The following is a 20564-nucleotide window of genomic DNA, read 5'->3' on the forward strand; positions in this document are numbered from 1 at the left end:
AAGCAGATTGCACCTGCGCGCCGCGCGACCTAGCTTGCAGCCCATGACAGACAGCTCCGCGCCTGCCCCCGCCTCCGCCACCCCTGCCGACCGCGATCTCGCCGCCGAGTTCGCGCATGTCGACGCCTGGGTGTTCGATCTCGACAACACGCTCTACCCGCCAGAGGCGCGGCTCTTCGACCAGATCGAAGTGAAGATGACCGATTTCGTGATGCGCTCGCTGGGCGTCGATCGCGCGCGGGCCGACCATCTACGCAACCACTACTGGCAGCTTTACGGCACCACGCTGGCGGGTCTGATGCACGAGCACGACGTCGACCCGGCCCCCTATCTGCACGAGGTGCACGAGATTTCGCTCGACCATCTGGTGGTGGATGAGGCGCTGCGCGACGGCATCGAAGCCCTGCCGGGCCGCAAGATCGTCTACACGAACGGCTCGGCCCCCTATGCGACGCGGGTGATCGCGGCGCGCGGGCTGACCGGGCTGTTCGACGGGATCTATGGCGTCGAGCATGCCGAGTTTCATCCCAAGCCGCGCGCCGAAGCTTTCGACCGGGTCTTCGCGCAGGCCGGGATCGCGCCCGACCGCGGTGCGATGTTCGAAGACGACGCCCGCAACCTGCGCCATCCCCATGCGATCGGGATGAAGACCGTGCATGTCGCCCCCGCTCCCGTGCCGGAGGATCACATCCACTATCACACTGCCGATCTCGCCGGGTTCCTGCGCAAAATCACGCGCGCATGAAGGGAAAGTGACGGCGCTGCGACAATATGGCACGGCTTCGCATCTTTATCGAAACGAGATGCATCTTTAAATCACGGTGGCCTGTCAGGGAGACAGCAAACGGGAGAATCGATTATGACCATGACGACCGCCGATTCCGGCGTTTCGGCCTATGTGGCCGATCATTCCGAAACCGAGCACAAGCAGATTTCGCCGGCTTTCATGTTCACCCTCGCGCTTGTCGTCGTGGCTCTGGCCGCGGGTATGGTCGCGATCATGGGCCTTGGCGGCCTGATCCTCTGGGCCGTGGGCGCCACCTGGATCATGCTCGGCCTCATCGTGGTGATGACCGCAGGCGGCTGACGTCGCACTAGTAGAATTCTCGCCCTTGGCGAACACGGCCCGGATCCGCGCGATCCGGGCTGTTTCTTTTTGCGCCCCGCGTTGCGGGGACCTCCACGCCCCCGGCTTGCGTTTCACTGTGTCGCCGCGTCGCATCCCGGCGGCGGATCATTGCACCTGCCCGCGCCGGAGGGCAAAGTGGCACTGACATTGACGGAGGCGCCCCATGGCCGAGACCCGCACACCCATCGACACCGATATCCTGATCTCCGGCGGCGGCGTCGCCGGTCTGACGGCAGCCGCAGCCTTCGGGCAGGCGGGCTTCACCACGATCTGCGTCGACCCCACGCCGCCGGTCACGGAAGAGGCGGCAGAGGGCGCGGATATGCGCTCGACCGCGTTCCTGCGCCCGTCGCGTGAGGTGCTGCAGGCAGCCGGGATCTGGGATCGGCTCCTGCCCTATGCCGCGCCGCTGCAGATCATGCGGATCGTGGATGCGGGCGGCGAAAGCCCGACCGCGCGCCTGACCCGCGATTTCGACGCGGCCGACCTGTCCGACGAGCCCTTCGGCTGGAATTTCCCGAACTGGCTGCTGCGCCGCGAGCTGGTGGCCGCGCTGGCCGATAACCCGCTCGTCGATTTCCGCCCCGGCGTCGCGACGACCGGCCTCGTGACCCGCGAAAGCGGTGCCGAGGTGACGCTCTCCGACGGCACCCATGTGCGCGCGCGTCTCGTGATCGGGGCCGATGGCCGCAATTCCTTCGTGCGCGAAGCGGCGGGGCTTGGCGTCAAGACGACCCGCTATGGCCAGAAGGCGCTGGCCTTCGCGGTCACCCACCCGATCCCGCATGACAACGTCTCCACCGAAATTCACCGCTCGGGCGGGCCGTTCACGCTGGTCCCGCTGCCCGACCGTGATGGCAAGCCCTCTTCCGCGATCGTCTGGATGGAACGCGCCGCCGAGGCTGAGCGCCTCGCCACGCTGCCCCCGGAAGAGTTTGAAGCGGCGATCATGGAACGCTCGACCGGGCTTCTCGGGCCACTGAAGCTGGAGACCCGCCGCGCGGTTTGGCCGATGATGACGCAGATCGCGGATCGGTTCTCGGGCCAACGCGTGGCCCTGATCGCCGAGGCCGCCCATGTCATTCCGCCGATCGGCGCGCAGGGGCTGAACATGAGCCTCGCCGATCTCGCCTGCCTTCTGAAACTGGCCGAGGAAGACCCGGTGCATCTGGGCGAGGCGAAGATGCTCGACGCCTATCACCGCCGCCGCTGGCCGGAGGTGAAGGCGCGCGAAGTGGGGATCGATCTGCTCAACCGCGCTTCGATGGTGGAATCTCAGCCGCTGCGCGACCTGCGCGCAGGCGTTCTGGGCGCGCTCTATTCGCTCGGCCCGGTGCGCAAGACGCTGATGAAGGCGGGTCTTGGCGTGCGTTAAGTGACTGACTGGCGCGGCTGCAGCCACGGCCCGCGCCAGAACCGCCGCATCATCATCGCCCCCGCCGAGGCGAGACCGAGGACGAGGCCCAACCACAGCCCGACACCGCCGAAATCCAGCGTGAAGGCGAGGAAGTAGCTGGCCGGGATACCGATCAGCCAATAGCTCGCCACCGCCATCCACATCGGCACGCGCGTATCCTGCACGCCGCGCAGCAGGCCCAGCGCCATCACCTGCATCAGATCGAAGAGCTGGAAAATCGCGGCGACCATCAGGAAACGCACACCGTAAAGGACAATCTCGGGCGTGGCGGGATTGTCGGCATCGAGAAAGAGCCGCGTGAGCCAAGGACCCGCGAAGACGAAGACCGCCACCGTCAGCAGACCGAAGCCCACGGAGAGCCCTGTCACCACCCGCGCCCCGTCACGCAGAAGGCGCGGGTCACGCTTCCCATGCGCCCGGCCCGCCCGCACGGTGGCGGCGTTCGACAGGCCGACATGCACCATGAAGGTGATCGAGGAGACCTGCAGCGCGATCCCGTGCGCGGCGAGTTCAATCGTGCCGATCCAGCCCATCATCAGCGCCGAGGCCTGAAACATCGAGCCTTCCGCCACCGAGGTCAGCCCCACCGGCAGGCCCATTTTCGCGACGATCCAGAAGGCTTCCCAATCGGGTCGCCAGAAGCGCTGGAACAGCCGGATATGGGTCAGGCCCGGCGCGCGCGCGGCATAGATCGCCTGCGCCACGAGGTTCAGCACCATCGCGCTCAGCGAGGCGATGGCAGCCCCCCGCACGCCCAGTTCCGGCGCGCCCCAATTGCCGAAGATCAGGATCCAGTTGACGCCCGCATTCAGCAGGACAGCCCCCAGCGTGATCCAGAGCAGCACCGCCGTGCGTTCCTGCGCGGACAGGTAGGAGCGGATCACCATCATCGCGAGACCGGGCGCGAGCGCGAAGCCGAGGATGCGCAGGTAATCTTGTGCGAGCGCCGCAATCTCGGGCTTCTGGCCCAGCATCTCCAGCACCGCGCCGGAATTCCAGAAGACCGGCAGCATCGCGACCCCGAACAGGATCGACAGCCAGATCCCCATTCGTGTGTCGCGCCGCGCCTGCACCTCGTCATCCGCGCCCAAGCTTGCCGAGACGCGCCCCATCACCGCAAGCGCGATCCCGTTGCCCAGCATGAAGATCGAAAAGAAATAGGAGGTTCCCAGCACCAGCGCCGCCAGCGCCTCGACGCCATACCAGCCCACCATCACCGTATCGGTGACGTTGAGCAGCATCTGCGCGAGGTTGGAGCCGATCAGCGGCAGACCCAAAGTGAAGATCGCCCGCACGTGGCGGGCGAGAGGCATCGCTTGGTTTTGCGGCTGAGGCGGTGGCGCGCTCTGGGATGGATCGGTGCTCGTCATGGGCGAGCGCTAGCCCTGCCCGACGCGGCGGTCAAGAGAGGGGTTACTCGCCCACTTCTTTCTTACCCGTGATCATCGGCTTCACGAGGTTCACACCCTTCCACGTCCGGTAATAGACGATGGCCGCGATATGGATGCCGACGACGATCAGCAGCAGGGTCGCCACGAATTCGTGGATTTTCGGCGCCCAGCTCGTGCTGATGCTGTCGGGCACGGAGCCCGCAAGAGGCCCGACGTTGATGTAATCCTGCGGATCGGAGGTCAGCCCGGTCACGACCTGCACAATCAGCAGCGCGAGCATCACGAGAACCGACCAGCCGCCCAGCGGATTATGCCCGACATGGCCGGAGCTTTCCTTGGATGGCAGGTGGCGAAGATAATCCGCCACCGCCTTGGGTCCATAAAGGAACTGCGAGAACCGCGCCGTGCGCGACCCCACGAATCCCCAGATCAGACGCACCGCCAGCAGCCCCGCGATCGCGTAGCCGGCATAGAAATGCCACGTCATCTGGTTCGGCCCCCATTCCCCGAGGCCCCAGGCGGCGGCAAAAGCCGCCACCAGAAGCCAGTGGAACAGACGCACGACAGGGTCCCAGACCGTGACGGTTTTCTTCGCGGGGGAGGCGGCGGTGTCTTTCATTCTGCGTTACTTCGAACGGAACTCGTCGTGGCAGCTCTTGCAGGTGCCGCCGAGCTTACCGACCGCCGGCTGCAGCGTCTCGAGGCTGCCTGCCGCATCGGGCATCTCAGCCGCGGCTTGATGGAGGGCATCCGCCTTTTCCATGAACAGGTCCATGTTCGACCAGATTTCCGACTTCGCGTGGGTCTCCATCATGTCGTCGACCGAAGTGCCTTCGACGAAGAGCGGCGAGATGTCGACCTTCGCGAGCGCCGCGATGTTGTTGGCGGCGGTCTGTGCCTTGGCGGCATCGAAGTCCATCTTGCCCTGCGCCATCGGCGCGAGCACGGCCATCTGGGCGCCGAGCAAATCGAAGAAACCTTGGCGCGCTTCGACAGCGTCTTTGGGCGACTGCGCGAAAGCGGCACTGGCGGCGAGGGTGAAGGTCAGGGCGAGGAGAGGCTTACGCATGTGGAACTCCAATCTGCGATGGCAAGAAACGTACAGGTTTGAGGTTACACGCATTCGTGTCAATCCGAAGACACTCCTATGTGCGCAGGCACACATTTCCCCTACCGGGACGATAGGGAGGCACCGGGTCTTAGGCAGGTTCCGGCCTATTGCCGATCGAACGCGCAAATCGCCTAGAAATCGCACTTAAATCGCGACGGAACGTCAGGCGCCCCGCGTATAAGCAGCGCGAAATCCTGACTTTATTGCTGAAACCCGCGGAATCACCGCTCGGGTTTGCGGGCGACGAAATCGATCAGAGCCGCGCGGCCGGAATGGCCCGCGCCCTCGTCGAGATCGGCATCGTAATCGGCCTGATGCAGCACCTCCCAGCGCGGGAACGCGTCGCGCAGGAGATCGAGATCGTAGAGCTGCTCCACGATCCCCGGACCGCCCGTGCCGTAGCGCGGCTGGCGGCGTGCGAAACCGTGGATCAATGCGAGCCCGCCCGGTTTTAGCGCGGTCGCGATGCCGTCGAAAATCTCCGCGCGAAAGGCGGTATCGGCGAATTGGATGAAACAGGCGAGAACGGCGTCATATTCGCCGCGCGGCCAGTCGTAGCCGCGCAGATCGGCGTCGATCGTCTGCATCGACACGCCCCGCTCCTGCGCCAGTTCAGCGGCCTTGCGGCGCGCGTTTTCCGACGGTTCGAGGGCTGTGACCTGCACTCCGAGGCTCGCGAGATAGGTGCCGTTGCGCCCTTCGCCGTCAGCGATGCTCAGAAGCCGCGCCCCCGGAGCGAGACGCCATGCCTGACGCGCCACGAAATCCGCCGGGGTCGTGCCATAGAGATACTCTTCTCCGGCGAATCTTTCGTTCCAGCCCATGCTCTCCTCCGGTTGTTACCTTTCACATGGAATGCAACCGGCGGAGGGACAAGCCCCACCGGTCACCGAAATCGCCATCGGCAATCACATGCTCAGGATTTGGTCACGCGGCGCTGATCGGGATGAAGAGATGCGCCAAGAATATGCTCGGACGAATGCACGACATGGCTCGCATGGCCCACGATCAGCGGATCGGGCGGCGTTGCGATCGTGGGATCCTTGTCGGGATAGTCCAGCGTCGACAGGAAATGCTTCATGCAGTTCAGCCGCGCGCGCTTCTTGTCGTTCGACTTCACGATGGTCCATGGCGCATCGGCGGTGTCGGTGTAGAAGAACATCGCCTCTTTCGCCTCGGTGTAATCGTCCCAGCGATCGAGGCTCGCCAGATCGATCGGCGACAGCTTCCAGCGCTTGAGCGGATCGGTTTCGCGCGATTGGAAGCGGCGGCGCTGCTCCTCGCGGGTGACCGAGAACCAGTACTTGTAAAGCCGAACCCCCGAGCGCACGAACATCCGCTCCAACTCCGGGGTCTGGCGCATGAATTCGAGGTAATCGTTGGGTTTGCAGAAGCCCATCACGCGCTCCACACCCGCGCGGTTATACCAGCTGCGATCATAGAAGGTCATCTCGCCCGCGGTCGGCAGATGCTCGACATAGCGTTGGAAATACCACTGACCGAGTTCCTCTTCCGAGGGCTTGTTGAGTGCGACGACCCGGGCAAAGCGCGGGTTGAGATGTTCGGTGAAGCGCTTGATCGTACCGCCCTTGCCCGCCGCATCGCGGCCCTCGAAAAGGATCACGAATTTCTCGCCGCTCTCCTGCGCCCATTTCTGGACCTTCAGCAACTCCGCCTGAAGCTCCGCCTTTTCTTTCTCATAGGCGGCGCGCGCCATCTTGCGCTTGTAGGGGTATTTCCCGGTCTCGAAAGCCAGCCGCACCGCACTGGGATCGACGCGCGGGAAGCTCTTCGGGCCGGTCGCCTTCGGCTCTGGCGGGGTGATCGCGGGATGCGCCTCGGCGGGATCGATCGGCTTGACGACAGCCTCTGCCTTCCCGGCTGCGGCCTTGGCCGGTTTCGTCGCGTCGCTCATGAGCTGATCTTTCATGCGTATCCCTCCGTTGGCTGAACCTTGCGGAGCATCGCGCAATCCCGCGTGATGTGCCTTGATACGCATCAAAAACCCGTGTCTGCTGGGCCTCCGGCGGCAAAAACGCCACAAAATCGAGCGAAACGAAGGAACGGACATGATCACGATCTACGGCAACTATCATTCGCGGGCGAGCCGGGCGCTGTGGTTGCTCGAGGAGTTGGGCCTGCCGTTCCGTCTGCGCCGAGTCGTGCAGGCGAACCGTTTCAAGGATCCGCTCGCGCCGGAGGTTCCGCTCAACACCCGCTCGCCCGAATTTCGCAAGCTCTCGCCGATGGGCGCGATCCCGGTGCTGGAGGAAGACGGGCTGATCTTGACGGAGTCGCTCGCGATCAACCTGCATCTCGCGCGCAAGGCGGGTGGGCCGCTCGCGCCTGCGCACGAGCGCGAACTGTCGCAAATGGAGCAATGGGCGCTCTTCGCCGCGACCTGGATCGAGACCGACGCGCTGGCGCTCAGCTTCGTTTATCGCCGCAAGGAGCAGGACACGCCCGAAGGCAAGGCCGAGATCGCGTCTCTCTGCTCGAAGCTCGCCCGGCCGCTGACCACGCTCGAGACCCATCTCGAGACGCATAGCCATATCGTGGGCGGTCGGTTCACCGTGACGGATCTCAATCTGGCCGAGGTTCTGCGCTATGGACAGGACCACCCGGAGTTCCTCGCCCCCTACCCGCGCCTGCAAAGCTGGATCAAGCTGTGCCAGAGCCGGAAAGCCTTCCGCGCAATGTGGGAGAAGCGCGAAGCCGAGGCGGTTTGATTCGGCACACGCCGCGTCGCGCCTAATTCGAAAGGTGTATGCGAAGACGGAACTGATACGCACTCTGCTCAAGGCGCGGGCAGGCGCTCAGCCTCCACCTCGCTTTTCAGTCAGGTCCGCCTTACCAAGCAGTCAGGTTTTCCGCAGCATGGCCATTTCCTTTTGGCCATCAAACTTCCCTTACGTCATCTTGTCGGGGTGAAGAGGGTTCGAGGAAACCATGTCTGCTTTGCTTGGATACAGCCTGTGTTTGGGTGCGACGCTGATCGTGATCGCGGGAGATTTCGTCCTGAAATCCGCCGTTGATAAAGGTCACGCGCTGCATTCGCCGTCTGTCTTCCTAGGTTGCGTGCTTTACGCCGCTTCGGCAGCAGGTTGGTTTCTGGCCTTGCGGCATGTGTCGCTGGCACAAACGGGCGTGGCCTCGGCGCTTTTCACATTGATGGCTCTGGTGACGATGGGAGTCGTCCTGTTCGGTGAAAAACTCGCCTTGCGGGAAGTCTTCGGTATCGCGATGGCGGTGGGGTCGATGCTGCTCATGGCGCGCGTCGCGTAAGGGCCGGACGTTTTCGGGGGTGTGGGGCTTTCGAAGCGGATCGGGGCGGTGGGGTCTTCTTGCTCCTCCGCCCCAACCTGCGGTATCTCTTGTTTAGAAAACTACAAGAGAAAGCGAGCAGCATGGCCGACGATCTTCTGACGCCCCAGACCGATTCCTATGACGCCTCCTCGATCGAGGTGCTCGAAGGTCTCGAACCCGTGCGAAAACGCCCCGGCATGTATATCGGCGGCACGGACGAGCGCGCGCTTCACCACATGGTGGCAGAGGTGCTCGACAACTCGATGGACGAAGCGGTGGCCGGTCACGCCAACCGCATCGAGGTCGAACTGCTCGCCGATCATTCCGTCGTCATCCGCGACAACGGGCGCGGCATCCCGATCGACCCGCACCCGAAATTCCCCGGCAAATCCGCGCTGGAAGTCATCCTTTGCACGCTGCACGCGGGCGGCAAGTTCTCGGGCGACGCCTACGAAACCTCGGGTGGTCTGCACGGGGTGGGCGCCTCGGTGGTCAACGCGCTGTCGGACCTGATGGTCGTTCAGGTCGCCAAGAACAAGGAGCTGTATGAACAGCGCTTCTCGCGCGGCATCCCCGAAGGTCCGGTCGAGAAGATCGGCGCGGCCCCGAACCGTCGCGGCACCACCGTCACCTTCCATGCCGACGAGCAGATTTTCGGCCATCACCGGTTCAAGCCCGCACGTCTGCTGAAGATGGTGCGCTCGAAGGCGTATCTCTTCTCGGGCGTGGAGATTCGCTGGAAATCCGAGGTCGACGATGGCGAGACCCCGACCGAGGCGACCTTCCACTTCCCCGGCGGCCTCGCCGATTACCTGACCGAGACGCTGAGCGGCGCAAGCACCTATGCCGACCGCCCCTTCTCGGGCAAGGTCGAGTTCCGCGAAAAGTTCAACGTGCCGGGCTCGGTCGAATGGGCGATCAACTGGACGCCGTCGCGAGACGGTTTCATCCAGTCCTACTGTAACACCGTGCCGACGCCCGAGGGCGGCACCCACGAGGCGGGCTTCTGGTCGGCGATCCTCAAGGGTATCCGCGCCTATGGCGAGCTGGTGAACAACAAGAAGGCCGCGCAAATCACCCGCGACGACCTGATCACCGGCGGCTGCGCGCTGGTCTCGTGTTTCATCCGCGAGCCGGAATTCGTAGGCCAGACCAAGGACCGCCTCGCCACCGTCGAGGCGCAGCGTCTGGTCGAGGGCGCGGTGCGCGACCACTTCGACAACTGGCTGGCCTCGGACACGAAATCCGCAGGCGCGATCCTCGATTTCCTCGTGCTGCGCGCCGAGGAACGCCTCAAGCGCCGGCAAGAGAAAGAGACTCAGCGCAAATCGGCCACCAAGCGCCTGCGCCTGCCCGGCAAGCTGGTCGATTGCTCGGCCACGAACCGTTCGGGCACGGAGCTGTTCATCGTCGAGGGCGACTCGGCAGGCGGCTCGGCCAAGATGGCGCGCGACCGCAAGAACCAGGCGCTGCTGCCCCTGCGCGGCAAGATCCTCAACGTGCTCGGCGCGGCTTCCTCCAAGCTCGGCTCGAACCAGGAGATCAACGATCTGACGCAGGCGCTCGGCGTGGGGCTCGGCACCAAGTTCAACGTCGACGATCTGCGCTACGACAAGATCATCATCATGACCGACGCGGACGTGGACGGCGCGCACATCGCCTCGCTTCTGATGACCTTCTTCTTCACCCAGATGCGCCCGATGATCGATCAGGGGCACCTCTATCTGGCCTGCCCGCCGCTCTACCGCCTGACCCAGGGCGCCAAGCGTGTCTATGTGGCCGACGACGCCGAGAAGGACGCGATGCTGGAGAAGGGTCTCGGCGGCAAAGGCAAGATCGACGTGCAGCGCTTCAAGGGTCTGGGCGAGATGGACGCGAAGGACCTGAAAGAAACCACGATGCACCCCGACACGCGCAAGCTGATCCGGGTCACGATCCACGACGACGAGCCGAACGAGACCGGCGATCTGGTGGAAAGGTTGATGGGGAAAAAGCCCGAACTGCGGTTCCAGTATATTCAGGAGAACGCGCAGTTCGTGGAGGAGCTGGATGTTTGAGGATAGTTAAGCCTTCATCAGACGGATCAATTGTGCTTCGGAGATAAACCGAGGGCTTGAGTTCGTCTGACGCAATTCCAGCGCTTTGCGAAGTTTTAGCCCTCGGTTCAACTCAATCCAATCTCGCGAGCATTCTCCACCTACGATCAAATAATCGGTTTTTCCCGTGACTGACTTTCCGATGATCACTCCAAAATCTGCCAGTGCTTCTTCCAGCAACCGGCGCGGCGAGGTTTGAAAGTTTCCTGTGAAGACAATCCGCTGCCCATTTAAGTCAGCGGGAAAACGACCAATTTTGTGCTCGTCGAAGTTTGCCACACCAAAGACTTGCGACAATCCAGTATCTGCGTAGCTATCACCGACAACTCGGGCGATTGCTTCGCAGATTTCCTCTGACTCTTCTGATGTAACGATCTCATCCTGAACTGCATCGACGCATGTGAGATAAATTTCGCGGACGCCCGGCACGGCCAGAAGTTCGTCGCGGGCTCCAATCTGCTCAATAATTCCTTGAGCCTCGCCGGAAGTAATTCGGTTGTCACACGCGATTCCACGGCAATAGCCGAGAAAACGGTTCACTGCACTTTTCTGACAATCCGGATCCATATCACGGAGCCGCATTTCCGCGACCTGCACAATCGAGTCGTGATCCATCAAATCGGCATCAAAATCCGCAATCAAATCCTCAGCATCGCCGTCCACTACCTTTGCTACGAAAGTACGGCATTCATTGAGTAGCGGCTCGATCTCACCCACCTCAAGCATTCCGCTGGCAGCGACACCTTCGAGAAAACCGGTGAAATGGCATGCAAGCTTAGATGCATTTGATTTGTTATGAATTCTTCCGAGGGCGGGACTATCATGTTCAAAGCTGTTCATTAATACCTCCTGATCAAATGCCGTTATTGTGCGATCAAATTGGTAGTCCAATCAAGCATGCTGTTGCCAACATCGCCCGGGCGACCAGCCCGGGCAGCGCCCGCCCCTCCCCCGAGAGGGCGCATTGGCGATGCAGTTCACAGCCTCCCCGTCCTCCGGGCTTGCAAGATAAACCGCCCAAATCAGACGACAGCACAGCGCCCCCTGCACCGCGACGCGCGGCGCGTTCGCCACTGAAGGCTTCCACTGGAAGCCTTCCGAGACGCGGCTTACCCCAAGGGTCGGGCGCTGCCCTCATCGCTCGCCACACGCGCTCGTCCGGCCCTTCGCTAGCGCTTCGGGCGTTCGCCGGGGCGTCCTTCCACTGGAAGGCCGCTCTTCCCGGCTCACCCCTCCTCACTCGGCATCGAATGGACACGGGCTTGGATCATCTCCGGCTGCGCGATACCAAGGCGCGATACGTCACAACCTCCGGATCCCGACACATGCCCCAGATTTCCTCCCAAAGCCTCAGCGTCACCATCGCCGATTTGGGCGCCGAGATGCAGGGGCTGAGCTATCAGGGGCAGGAGCTGCTCTGGGAGGGCGACCCGGCCTGGTGGAGCGGGCAGGCCCCGATCCTGTTCCCCATCGTCGGCCTTCCCGCGCCCGAAGGGGTGACGATCGACGGCACGCCCCACGCAATCCCCAAGCACGGCTTCGCCCGCAACCTGCCCTTCCGCGTGACCGAGCTGACGCAAAGCCGCTGCTGCCACCTGCTCGAACCCTCGCAGGAGACCGCGGCCTATCCGTTCGAATTCCGTCTCGAGATCGTCCACGAGGTCGTGGGGGCGGAGCTGAGCGTCACCGCCACAGTCAGCAATATGGGCGATCGGGAGATGCCGTTTTCCTTCGGCTTTCACCCCGCGTTCCGCTGGCCGCTGCCCGGCGCGACCGGCCCGCATCGGATCGAGCTGCGCAACGGGGCGGAGCCTGCCTTGGCGCGGCTCGCGGAAGGGATGCTGGGGCGCGCGCGGATGCCCTCGCCCTTCACGGCGGGCGCGCTGACCCTCAATCCGGCGCAGTATGAGGACGATGCGATGATCTTCCCCGAAGGCGCGGGCGACGGGCTGCGCTACTTCGCCGACGGGGCGCCGGTGCTCGATTTCCGCTTTTCCAACCTGCCCAATCTCGCCCTGTGGCAGAAACCCGGTGCGCCCTATATCTGCGTTGAGCCGTGGCATGGGCTGCCTGCCGCGGAAGGGGCCGGGCCGGAACTCGCCGCGCGGCCCGACAGCATGATGCTGCCGCCCGGCGCGCAGGAGACATTCGCCATGACCCTACAGGTGAGCCGATGATCCCCTACCTCGCCTATGGCTCCAACCTGCTGACCTCGCGGCTTGCCGCGCGCTGCCCCTCGGCCCGCGTGCTCGGGTTGGCGGAGGTTCCCGGACATGCGCTCGATTTCTCGAAGCGCGGGCGCGACGGGAGCGCGAAGGCCACAATCACCGAAAGCGACGCGCGCACCCAAGGCGTGCTGTTCGAGATCACGGAGAGCGACATTCCCGTGCTCGATGCCGCCGAAGGCGCGGGGCTGCATTACGAGAAGATCGCGCTCGTGCTCGAGGATGGCCAGCGTGCCTTCACCTATCGCGCCTTGCAGCGACAGGACGGGATCGCGCCGTTCGAATGGTATCTCGCGCTGATCCGGGCGGGGCGGCGCGAGCATGGGCTGGGCCTGGACGATCTGGCGCATGTCGAACCGATCCCCGATCCCGAGCCCGACCGCCCCGGTTTCATCGCCGCACGCGAGGCGTTGGTCCGCGCGGGCTATCGCGACTGGCGCAGCGCACTTTGACCGATCGGGCGCACAGGCATGCCCGGCCCGGTCAGCACGGCGATGCCCGCCCCGACCAGCGACGACAGCTCCGGCCCGTCGCAATCCAAGCCCCCGGTATAGGTGCCGAACGCGGGCAGGATCAGGTGATCGCGCCCCACCAGAAACGCCCGATGCGACCGCCGGGCGATCTGAGCTTTGGGGTGGAAATGGCCAGAAAGGTCCGGCCCCTGCCCTGCGATATGGCGCAGGGTGAGCGGGCCGATTTGCGCCTCTTCCACGGTCTGCCCGAGGCCGATCGGGTCATGGTTTCCCGCGATCCATAGCAGCTTCGTCTGCGCCGCGATGCGGGTCAGCCGCCCGGCGATTTCGGGCGCGATCTCACCCGCCGCGGCATCATCATCGAACGCATCGCCGAGGCTGATCAGCCGCGAGGGCCGCAGGCGCAGCACCTCCGCCTCCAGCCGGATCACCGTGTCGAGGCTCTCGAAAGGCGGCAGCAGCGCACCGCCGCGCCGCGCCATCCGCTCGGACTTGCCCAAGTGAAGATCGGCCACGATCAGCGAGTCTTCCCCGGGCCAAAAAAGCGCGCCCGACGGTTGCGCGATGAGCCGCTGCTCCGCGAAGGTAATCTCTCTCATTCCAGCCCCGCCTCGCGCATCATTGCCTGCGCCTCTTCTTCCATCAGCCGCGCCTCGCCCGTGCCGCCGCGAATGCCGACCTGCCCGTGTTCCAACAGCAAAGGCGCGGCGAGCGGCGTCACATGCGGGGCGCGGATATGCACGATTCTCTGCCCCTGGGCCAGCATCTCCTCGATCCGCTCGAAATCGACGAGGCCGCGGCTCGCTTCCTCGCGGGTGATGCGCAAGAGCAGGTGATCGGGATCGTAGCGGCGCAGGGTGTCGTAGAGGATGTCCGAGGAAAACGTCGCCTGTTTGCCCGATTTGCGCTGCCCCGGCAGATTGCGCTGGATGAGGCCCGCAATCGTCGCGATGGAGCGAAACGCGCGCTTCATCACCGCGTTGCTCTCCAGCCAATCGCGCAGCCCTTCCCGCAGCCCTTCGGCCGATAGCAGCGGGGCGGGATCTTCGACAGGGTCGATCGACCAGATCAGCAGCGCGTAATCGGTGGCCACGAACCCGAGCGGCCCGAGCCCCGCCTGCTCCATCCGGTGGGTCAGCAGCAGCGCCAGCGTCTGATGCGCATTGCGCCCCGCGAAACCGTAGAGGCAGAAGAACGCCCGCCCGCCGCGCAGAAAGGTCTCGCAGGTCAGCGTGCCCGGGGCGGGTAGCGTGGAAATCTCGCGCTGCAGCGCCAGCCAGTCGCGGGTGTCAGGCGGCAGTTTTTCCCAGTCCTCGGGTGAGGCAATCAGGCGCTGCACCCGTTGCGACAGCTCCAGCGAGGTCGCCATTTTCAGCCCTGAGAAGACGGCGATCTTCGGCTCGCGCGTGGCGGCGTTCGTCACCTCCACGACCATCTCGCGCAGGCCTTCGTAGCGCACCACCTGTCCGCCGATCAGGAAAGTGTCGCCGGGAGTCAGCGACGAGGCGAAGCCCTCCTCCACTTCGCCCAAGGGCGTGCCGCCGCGTCGGGATTTGCGGCGGACTTTCAGCTTCTCGGTCTCGGTAATCGTGCCGATATTCATCCGCAGGTCGCGGGTCGCGCGCGGATCGCGGAGCTGCCATTTGCCGTCGCGCTGCAACAGGCGCTGCCAGCGGTCATAGGCGCGCAGCGCGTAGCCACCCGTCGCGCAGAATTCCAGACAGGCGTCGAAATCCGCGCGTGGCAAATTCGCGTAAGGCCCCGCCCGCAGCACCTCGGCATAAAGCGCATCCTCCTCGAACGGCCCGGCGCAGGCGGTCAGCAGGATATGCTGACACAGCACGTCGAGCGGCCCGCGCCAGCGCCGCCCGCCGCCGTCCAGATCGTTCTCGCGCACGGCCTCCAAGGCGGCGGCGCATTCGACGATCTCGAAGCGATTGGCGGGCACGATCCGCGCGCGCGAGGGTTCGTCATAGCGATGATTGGCGCGCCCGATCCGCTGCACGAGGCGTTTGACGTTCTTCGGCGCGCCGACCTGCAGGACGAGATCGACATCCCCCCAGTCGAGCCCCAGATCGAGCGAGCCGGTGCAGACCACCGCGCGCAACTCGCCGCTCGCCATCGCCTCCTCGACCTTGTGGCGCGCCTCGCGCGAAAGCGAGCCGTGATGCAGCCCGATCGGCAATGCGTTGTCGTTGACCTCCCAGAGCGCCTGAAAGAACAGCTCGGCCTGCGCGCGGGTGTTGAGGAATACGAGGCTGAGCCGCGCGTCCTCGATCGCCGCCATCACATCTCGCGCGGCGTGCCGCCCGCCGCCGCCCGCCCACGGTGCGGGACGCTCGGTCGGCAGCATCTCGATATCGGGGGGCGGGCCTGGATCGGCCATGATCACCCGCGCGCCGCCCATGAAATCGGCCAGCGCCTGCGGGGCTTCAACCGTGGCCGACAGCCCCGTGACGGTCAGGCCCGGCGACAGGCTGCGCAGCCGCGCCACGCCCAGCATCAGCTGATCGCCGCGTTTGCTCTCTGCCAGCGCGTGGATTTCATCGAGCACCACCCGCTTCACCCCCGCGAAGATCTTCGGGGCCTCGGGGTAGGACAGCATCAGCGCGAGGCTCTCCGGCGTCGTCAGCAAAATCTGTGGTGGATCGACCCGCTGACGGCGACGCTGCGTGGCGGACGTGTCGCCGGTGCGATCCTCGATCCGCAGCTCCAGCCCGATCTCGTCCACCGGCGCGCGCAGGTTGCGGGCGATGTCCTTGGACAGCGCCTTGAGCGGCGAGACATAGAGCGTGTGCAGCCCCTCATAGCCCTCGGCCAGATCGACGAGCGACGGCAGAAACCCCGCCAGCGTCTTGCCGCCCCCGGTTGGCGCGATCAGCAGCGTATCTTCGCGCGCCGACAGCACGTCGAGCTGATGCCTGTGCGGTTGCCAGCCGCGGCTGGCGAACCAGTCGGCGAAGCGTTGCGGCAGGAGGGGCGTGGCGGCGGTGTCGGGCATCGCGTGAAAGGTAGGCGTGAGGAGCGGATGCGCAAGCTTTGCGGCACCTCTTGGCACAGGCGGCCAGCTCGGGCCGCGCCCGCCCCTTCTTTAAAGCAATCAGCCTTTGCGCCGCGACGCGGCTCTCCCCAACATCTCGCACCATCGCACACCCCACCCGCGCCATCTCGCCACTGTTCATCGGTCGATCCATGTTATATTCAGGCCCGCGACAGGAAATTGCCCGAGTCCCCTCGGGCGCGACAGAAACGGAAATCTTATGGCCTTTTATCGTTCCCGTAGATCCACCCATGGCCGCAACATGGCGGGTGCGCGCGGTCTGTGGCGCGCCACCGGCATGACCGATGACGACTTCGGCAAGCCGATCATCGCGGTCGTGAACTCCTTCACTCAGTTCGTGCCCGGTCACGTCCACCTCAAGGACCTCGGCCAGATGGTCGCGCGCGAGATCGAGTCCGCGGGCGGCGTCGCGAAGGAATTCAACACCATCGCCGTCGATGACGGGATCGCGATGGGCCATGACGGGATGCTCTATTCGCTGCCCTCGCGCGAAGTGATCGCCGATTCCGTGGAATACATGGTCAACGCGCATTGCGCCGATGCGATGGTCTGTATCTCGAACTGCGACAAGATCACCCCCGGCATGATGATGGCCGCGATGCGCCTGAACATCCCGGTGATCTTCGTCTCGGGCGGCCCGATGGAGGCCGGCAAGGAAGGCGCGGAAATCATCGGTCACGACCTCGATCTGGTCGATGCGATGGTGGCGGCGGCCGACGACAAGTATTCCGACGAGGACGTGCTCGCGATCGAGAAGGCCGCCTGCCCGACCTGCGGGTCGTGCTCGGGCATGTTCACTGCGAACTCGATGAACTGTCTGGCCGAGGCGCTGGGTCTGGCACTGCCGGGCAACGGCTCGATGCTGGCCACCCATGCCGACCGCAAGGAACTGTTCCTTGAGGCAGGCCGCAAGATCGTCGAGATCACGCGCCGCCATTACGAGCTGGAAGACAAGGGCCTGCTGCCGCGCGAGATCGCGACGTTTGAAGCCTTCGAGAACGCGATGAGCCTCGATATCGCGATGGGCGGGTCCACGAATACCGTGCTGCACCTGCTGGCGATCGCGCATGAGGGCAAGGTCGACTTCACGATGGAAGACATCGACCGCCTCTCGCGCAAGGTTCCGGTGTTCTGCAAGGTGGCGCCTGCCAAGCAGGACGTCCACATGGAAGACGTCCATCGCGCGGGCGGCATCATGGGCATCCTTGGCGAGATGAACCGAGCCGGTCTGATCCATCAGGACGTGCGCACCGTGCATTCGGAAACGATGGCCGAAGCCCTGTCGAAATGGGACGTGATGGTCGCCAATGACGACGCCACGGATCAGTTCTACCGCGCGGCGCCGGGCGGCGTGCGTACGACGCAGGCCTTCTCGACCGAGAACCGCTACAAAGAGCTCGACCGCGACCGCGAAGGCGGCGTGATCCGCACCGCGGAACATGCGTTCTCGCAGGATGGCGGTCTGGCTGTTCTCTACGGCAATATCGCCGAGCAGGGCTGTATCGTGAAAACCGCAGGCGTCGACGACTCGATCCTGAAATTCTCGGGCCCCGCGAAAGTGTTCGAGAGCCAGGACGACGCGGTGTCGGGCATCCTGACCGGCAAGGTCGTCGAGGGCGAAGTGGTCATCATCCGCTACGAGGGCCCGCGCGGCGGTCCGGGGATGCAGGAAATGCTCTACCCGACCTCCTACCTCAAATCGAAGGGCCTCGGCGCGAAATGCGCACTGCTGACCGACGGGCGCTTCTCGGGCGGCACTTCGGGGCTCTCGATCGGCCATGTCAGCCCGGAAGCGGAAGAAGGCGGCACGATCGGCCTCGTCGAGACCGGCGACATCATCGAGATCGACATCCCGAACCGCACGATCAACCTCGCCGTGGCCGACAACGTTCTGGCCGCGCGCCGCGAGGCGATGGGGCCGCTGCCGTGGAAACCGGCAGAGCCGCGCAAGCGCGCTGTCTCGACCGCGCTCAAGGCCTATGCGCTGCTGGCCAGCTCGGCGGCGAAGGGTGGCGTGCGCATCCTGCCCGAGTGATCGCACCCGAACGCGAATTGGAACGGCCGCCTCTCGGGGCGGCCGTTTTCATTCAGGCGGCATCGCTTTCGGGCAGGCTTTCTTCCCAACCGAGCCGCTTGCGGATCGCATGGGCGAGGTAGCTCATCGCCAAGGCCGAGACCCCGCCCAGCACCGTCCCCGCGACCCGGCCCCAAGCGTTCGACAAAGGCGCATCATTGCCCATCGAGACCATCACCACGATCAGCGCGGTCAGGAAGGCCACAAAGGTCGGGTAATGCGCGGGCGGCGCGAACAGGATCGCAGTCACGCCGAAGATCACATAGAGCCCCGGCATCACGAAACTGTCTGGCCCCAGCCACAGCACAAGCAGGCTCGCCCCCAGCCCGCCTGCGAGGGTCGCGAGGCTGCGCACCAGCACCCGGTCCCATGTCATGCCGGGGCGCGGGCGCAGCATCAACAGCGCCGAGAGCGGCGCCCAGTAGGGATGGTTGATCGAGAAGGCGACCGCGACGCCGTAGGACAAGCCCACCGCGCCCATCGCCTGCAGCCCCTGACCGATCAGCGAGTTGAGCGGCGCGACGCCATCGGGCGGCACCTGCCCATCGAGCTTCGGCCCCGTCTTCGGCGCGAAGTGTTTCCAGATCACCCGCACCGCCTCTTCCACCGCCAGGACCCAGACCATCGCGCCGCCGACAGCAAGCAGCACCGGCCCGGGCGACGGGATGAACTGCACGAGAAAGGTCGAGAGCGAGAAGAACAGCCAGCTTTGCAGAAACAGCCACCACAGGCTCATATCCCGGCGCGACAGAAGGCCCACGGCAAAGGCGCCAAGCAACATCCCCGGCACACTCAGCGCGACGCCCCCGATCATGACTTTCGCCGCGATCATCCCGGCGAATATGCCGACCAGCTTACCCGCAATGTCGAGGAACGTGACCGGCCAGCGCCGATTGCGGATCGACTTGCCCTGCCCCGTCGAGGTGGCGAAGCCCGCGCCAAGCGCCGCGAGTTCCTGCCCGCGCGGCAGATCGAGTGACAGCACGATCGCGACCAGCCCGCTCAGCGCAAGCGCTGCGGGCAAGCCGCGCGACCAGTTCAACTTCTGAAGTTGCGTAGGGGAGATAGTCACCAATTGCACCGTGTACCACCTTTCGATGCAGGCAAAGCGCCTTACCGACGCGCTGGTTCCCCGCTAGACGCCGATCCGGTCCAGAAGCCCCGCCACCATTCCGTGATAGCCCGAGCCGAACAGGCGCAGATGCACCAGCGCGGGCCAGAGCTGATAGATCGCCCGCCGCGCCTGCCAGCCGGGCTCAAGCGCGCCGTAACCCACGGCGAATTCCTGCCCGGGCGCGCCGAAGAGATGCAGCATCGCGAGATCGACCTCGCCGTCACCGTAATAGCAGGCCGGGTCGATCAGCCCGCTCAGATGCCCCTGGTCGGCCAGCACGTTGCCCGCCCAGAGATCGCCGTGCAGCAAGGACGGGAACGGGCGTGGCGGCAGATGCTCGTCAATCTGCGCGGCGAGCGTCTCGACCCGGCGGGCGAGTGGCACGGGCAAGGCGGGCAGCGACGGGCGCAGCCGCGCCTCGGCCCAGAATTCGGGCCATGTCGGGCGCGCTGCGTTCGGGATCGGCACCGGGCCGAAGGCATACTCGTCGGGCCAGCCGTAGGGCGCCTCATCCGGTGCCCCCGGCGCGCGGTGCTGGCGCCGAAGTATCTCGCCCAGTTCCAGCCACCCCGCACCCCTTAGGCCTCCGTGCTGCGGCAAGGCCTCCATCACGAGGCAGACCCGAGAGGCCGAGATCACCTTCGGCACCCGCGCGCCCGCCTCAGCGAGCGCACGCAGCATCTCCGCCTCGATCTCGGGGTGAGGCCCGCCCTTGGCGATCACCCGCTCTCCGGTCGGCAGGTCTAGCGCCAGCACCGGGCTCAGATCGCCGCCCGCCAGCGGCTCGGCCCGTCGCGGGGTGATTTCCAGCAGGCGCGCGGCCTCTGCCAATATCCGCGCCGTTTCGTCCATGTCGCCCTCCTGTTTTCGGTCGTTTGCCTTTTCTTGCGGCACCACAGGCGAATATCCGCTCTGTGCGACAGGATTACGGTTGCGTGACGGGTTCCATCCGGTGCAAATGCCCAATGTTGCCGTCGATCAGCCTCCCCATGGCGGGTCAGTCCTTCGTGCAGCATAGACATTTTGGACGCCTTCGTGCCGAGACAATGCGTGCAGCGCGCTCGGGCCGGAGGATTTGTCCGTTTCTGTCCCTCGGGGGGCAACACGAGACCCTGACGGAGATATCCCCACACTCGTCTCCGTCGGGTAGCAGCCGCCGCGAACCCC

Annotated in this window: 19 protein-coding genes; 9 read left to right on the forward strand and 10 right to left on the reverse strand. The window is 64.9% G+C overall.

The window, feature by feature from the left end:
* Positions 1-43 precede the first annotated feature (43 nt).
* From ACZ7GB_RS03800 to ACZ7GB_RS03810, 3 genes are all read left to right on the forward strand, one after another.
* Positions 44-745 carry a pyrimidine 5'-nucleotidase gene (locus ACZ7GB_RS03800; protein ID WP_472157684.1) on the forward strand — a complete coding sequence of 234 codons (702 nt, stop codon included), beginning with the start codon at positions 44-46 and terminating at the stop codon, positions 743-745.
* Between the two features lie 114 nt (positions 746-859).
* Entirely contained in the window at positions 860-1087 is a 228-nt protein-coding gene (locus ACZ7GB_RS03805) for a hypothetical protein (protein WP_078604013.1), read from the forward strand.
* 205 nt (positions 1088-1292) lie between these two features.
* The gene (locus ACZ7GB_RS03810; protein WP_472157685.1) at positions 1293-2504 is read left to right on the forward strand and encodes a UbiH/UbiF family hydroxylase; all 1212 of its coding nucleotides are present in this window, start codon (positions 1293-1295) and stop codon (positions 2502-2504) included.
* Here the strand turns inward: ACZ7GB_RS03810 and ACZ7GB_RS03815 are convergent.
* From ACZ7GB_RS03815 to ppk2, 5 genes are all read right to left on the reverse strand, one after another.
* Complete coding sequence (locus ACZ7GB_RS03815; RefSeq protein WP_472157686.1) at positions 2501-3859, reverse strand: MATE family efflux transporter; 1359 nt, start codon at positions 3857-3859, stop codon at positions 2501-2503. The two genes, ACZ7GB_RS03810 and ACZ7GB_RS03815, sit on opposite strands and share 4 nt — an antisense overlap.
* A 100-nt stretch (positions 3860-3959) precedes the next feature.
* Complete coding sequence (locus tag ACZ7GB_RS03820) at positions 3960-4556, reverse strand: cytochrome b/b6 domain-containing protein (RefSeq protein ID WP_472157687.1); 597 nt, start codon at positions 4554-4556, stop codon at positions 3960-3962.
* A 6-nt stretch (positions 4557-4562) separates the two neighbouring features.
* Positions 4563-5006 carry a c-type cytochrome gene (locus tag ACZ7GB_RS03825; RefSeq protein ID WP_078519779.1) on the reverse strand — a complete coding sequence of 148 codons (444 nt, stop codon included), beginning with the start codon at positions 5004-5006 and terminating at the stop codon, positions 4563-4565.
* Between the two features lie 263 nt (positions 5007-5269).
* Complete coding sequence (locus tag ACZ7GB_RS03830; RefSeq protein WP_472157688.1) at positions 5270-5872, reverse strand: SAM-dependent methyltransferase; 603 nt, start codon at positions 5870-5872, stop codon at positions 5270-5272.
* 92 nt (positions 5873-5964) lie between these two features.
* Positions 5965-6978, reverse strand: coding sequence for a polyphosphate kinase 2 (gene ppk2 / locus ACZ7GB_RS03835; protein ID WP_078599545.1), 1014 nt, complete (start codon positions 6976-6978; stop codon positions 5965-5967).
* Positions 6979-7117: 139 nt separating this feature from the next.
* On the opposite strand from ppk2, the gene ACZ7GB_RS03840 reads away from it, so the two are divergent.
* The 3 genes from ACZ7GB_RS03840 to parE all read left to right on the forward strand — a co-directional run bounded on the left by ACZ7GB_RS03840 (position 7118) and on the right by parE (position 10411).
* Positions 7118-7777 carry a glutathione S-transferase family protein gene (locus ACZ7GB_RS03840; protein WP_078519782.1) on the forward strand — a complete coding sequence of 220 codons (660 nt, stop codon included), beginning with the start codon at positions 7118-7120 and terminating at the stop codon, positions 7775-7777.
* Positions 7778-7997: 220 nt separating this feature from the next.
* Positions 7998-8333: a hypothetical protein gene (locus ACZ7GB_RS03845; protein WP_146673461.1), complete on the forward strand. Its 336-nt coding sequence runs from the start codon at positions 7998-8000 to the stop codon at positions 8331-8333.
* Positions 8334-8455: 122 nt separating this feature from the next.
* The gene (gene parE / locus ACZ7GB_RS03850) at positions 8456-10411 is read left to right on the forward strand and encodes a DNA topoisomerase IV subunit B (RefSeq protein WP_472157689.1); all 1956 of its coding nucleotides are present in this window, start codon (positions 8456-8458) and stop codon (positions 10409-10411) included.
* 6 nt (positions 10412-10417) lie between these two features.
* On the opposite strand, the gene ACZ7GB_RS03855 is transcribed toward parE, so the two are convergent.
* Positions 10418-11290 (reverse strand): BRCT domain-containing protein, encoded by an 873-nt coding sequence (locus ACZ7GB_RS03855; RefSeq protein ID WP_472157690.1) that lies wholly within the window; start codon positions 11288-11290, stop codon positions 10418-10420.
* 485 nt (positions 11291-11775) lie between these two features.
* Between ACZ7GB_RS03855 and ACZ7GB_RS03860 the strand changes: the two genes are divergently transcribed.
* Positions 11776-12627 (forward strand): aldose 1-epimerase family protein, encoded by an 852-nt coding sequence (locus ACZ7GB_RS03860; RefSeq protein ID WP_472157691.1) that lies wholly within the window; start codon positions 11776-11778, stop codon positions 12625-12627.
* Entirely contained in the window at positions 12624-13127 is a 504-nt protein-coding gene (locus ACZ7GB_RS03865; RefSeq protein ID WP_472157692.1) for a gamma-glutamylcyclotransferase family protein, read from the forward strand. Before ACZ7GB_RS03860 ends, ACZ7GB_RS03865 begins: the two co-directional genes overlap by 4 nt.
* Here ACZ7GB_RS03865 and pdeM read toward each other — a convergent pair.
* Positions 13100-13747 (reverse strand): ligase-associated DNA damage response endonuclease PdeM, encoded by a 648-nt coding sequence (gene pdeM, locus ACZ7GB_RS03870; RefSeq protein WP_472157693.1) that lies wholly within the window; start codon positions 13745-13747, stop codon positions 13100-13102. The genes ACZ7GB_RS03865 and pdeM overlap by 28 nt on opposite strands.
* Positions 13744-16149, reverse strand: a complete 2406-nt coding sequence (locus ACZ7GB_RS03875; protein WP_472157694.1) for a ligase-associated DNA damage response DEXH box helicase — start codon at positions 16147-16149, stop codon at positions 13744-13746. Before ACZ7GB_RS03875 ends, pdeM begins: the two co-directional genes overlap by 4 nt.
* 259 nt (positions 16150-16408) lie before the next feature.
* Here ACZ7GB_RS03875 and ilvD point away from each other — a divergent pair, with 259 nt between their 5' ends.
* Complete coding sequence (gene ilvD / locus ACZ7GB_RS03880) at positions 16409-18244, forward strand: dihydroxy-acid dehydratase (RefSeq protein ID WP_274963721.1); 1836 nt, start codon at positions 16409-16411, stop codon at positions 18242-18244.
* Positions 18245-18296: 52 nt separating this feature from the next.
* Here ilvD and ACZ7GB_RS03885 read toward each other — a convergent pair whose 3' ends face one another.
* Positions 18297-19355, reverse strand: a complete 1059-nt coding sequence (locus tag ACZ7GB_RS03885) for an FUSC family protein (protein ID WP_472157695.1) — start codon at positions 19353-19355, stop codon at positions 18297-18299.
* Between the two features lie 63 nt (positions 19356-19418).
* Positions 19419-20249, reverse strand: a complete 831-nt coding sequence (locus tag ACZ7GB_RS03890; protein ID WP_078599553.1) for a fructosamine kinase family protein — start codon at positions 20247-20249, stop codon at positions 19419-19421.
* Between the last annotated feature and the right edge of the window lie 315 nt (positions 20250-20564).

It is taken from the genome of Thioclava sp. PTB-PU3-1, from assembly GCF_055666785.1.

Coding starts and splice junctions, on each gene's coding strand:
- ACZ7GB_RS03890 (WP_078599553.1), bottom strand. CDS start 20,249: ATGGACGAAACGGCGCGGATATTGGCAGAGGCCGCGCGCCTGCTGGAA.
- ACZ7GB_RS03805 (WP_078604013.1), top strand. CDS start 860: ATGACCATGACGACCGCCGATTCCGGCGTTTCGGCCTATGTGGCCGAT.
- ACZ7GB_RS03865 (WP_472157692.1), top strand. CDS start 12,624: ATGATCCCCTACCTCGCCTATGGCTCCAACCTGCTGACCTCGCGGCTT.
- ACZ7GB_RS03825 (WP_078519779.1), bottom strand. CDS start 5,006: ATGCGTAAGCCTCTCCTCGCCCTGACCTTCACCCTCGCCGCCAGTGCC.
- ACZ7GB_RS03840 (WP_078519782.1), top strand. CDS start 7,118: ATGATCACGATCTACGGCAACTATCATTCGCGGGCGAGCCGGGCGCTG.
- ilvD (WP_274963721.1), top strand. CDS start 16,409: ATGGCCTTTTATCGTTCCCGTAGATCCACCCATGGCCGCAACATGGCG.
- ACZ7GB_RS03875 (WP_472157694.1), bottom strand. CDS start 16,149: ATGCCCGACACCGCCGCCACGCCCCTCCTGCCGCAACGCTTCGCCGAC.
- ACZ7GB_RS03855 (WP_472157690.1), bottom strand. CDS start 11,290: ATGAACAGCTTTGAACATGATAGTCCCGCCCTCGGAAGAATTCATAAC.
- ACZ7GB_RS03815 (WP_472157686.1), bottom strand. CDS start 3,859: ATGCCTCTCGCCCGCCACGTGCGGGCGATCTTCACTTTGGGTCTGCCG.
- parE (WP_472157689.1), top strand. CDS start 8,456: ATGGCCGACGATCTTCTGACGCCCCAGACCGATTCCTATGACGCCTCC.
- ACZ7GB_RS03830 (WP_472157688.1), bottom strand. CDS start 5,872: ATGGGCTGGAACGAAAGATTCGCCGGAGAAGAGTATCTCTATGGCACG.
- ACZ7GB_RS03845 (WP_146673461.1), top strand. CDS start 7,998: ATGTCTGCTTTGCTTGGATACAGCCTGTGTTTGGGTGCGACGCTGATC.
- ppk2 (WP_078599545.1), bottom strand. CDS start 6,978: ATGAAAGATCAGCTCATGAGCGACGCGACGAAACCGGCCAAGGCCGCA.
- ACZ7GB_RS03820 (WP_472157687.1), bottom strand. CDS start 4,556: ATGAAAGACACCGCCGCCTCCCCCGCGAAGAAAACCGTCACGGTCTGG.
- pdeM (WP_472157693.1), bottom strand. CDS start 13,747: ATGAGAGAGATTACCTTCGCGGAGCAGCGGCTCATCGCGCAACCGTCG.
- ACZ7GB_RS03800 (WP_472157684.1), top strand. CDS start 44: ATGACAGACAGCTCCGCGCCTGCCCCCGCCTCCGCCACCCCTGCCGAC.
- ACZ7GB_RS03810 (WP_472157685.1), top strand. CDS start 1,293: ATGGCCGAGACCCGCACACCCATCGACACCGATATCCTGATCTCCGGC.
- ACZ7GB_RS03860 (WP_472157691.1), top strand. CDS start 11,776: ATGCCCCAGATTTCCTCCCAAAGCCTCAGCGTCACCATCGCCGATTTG.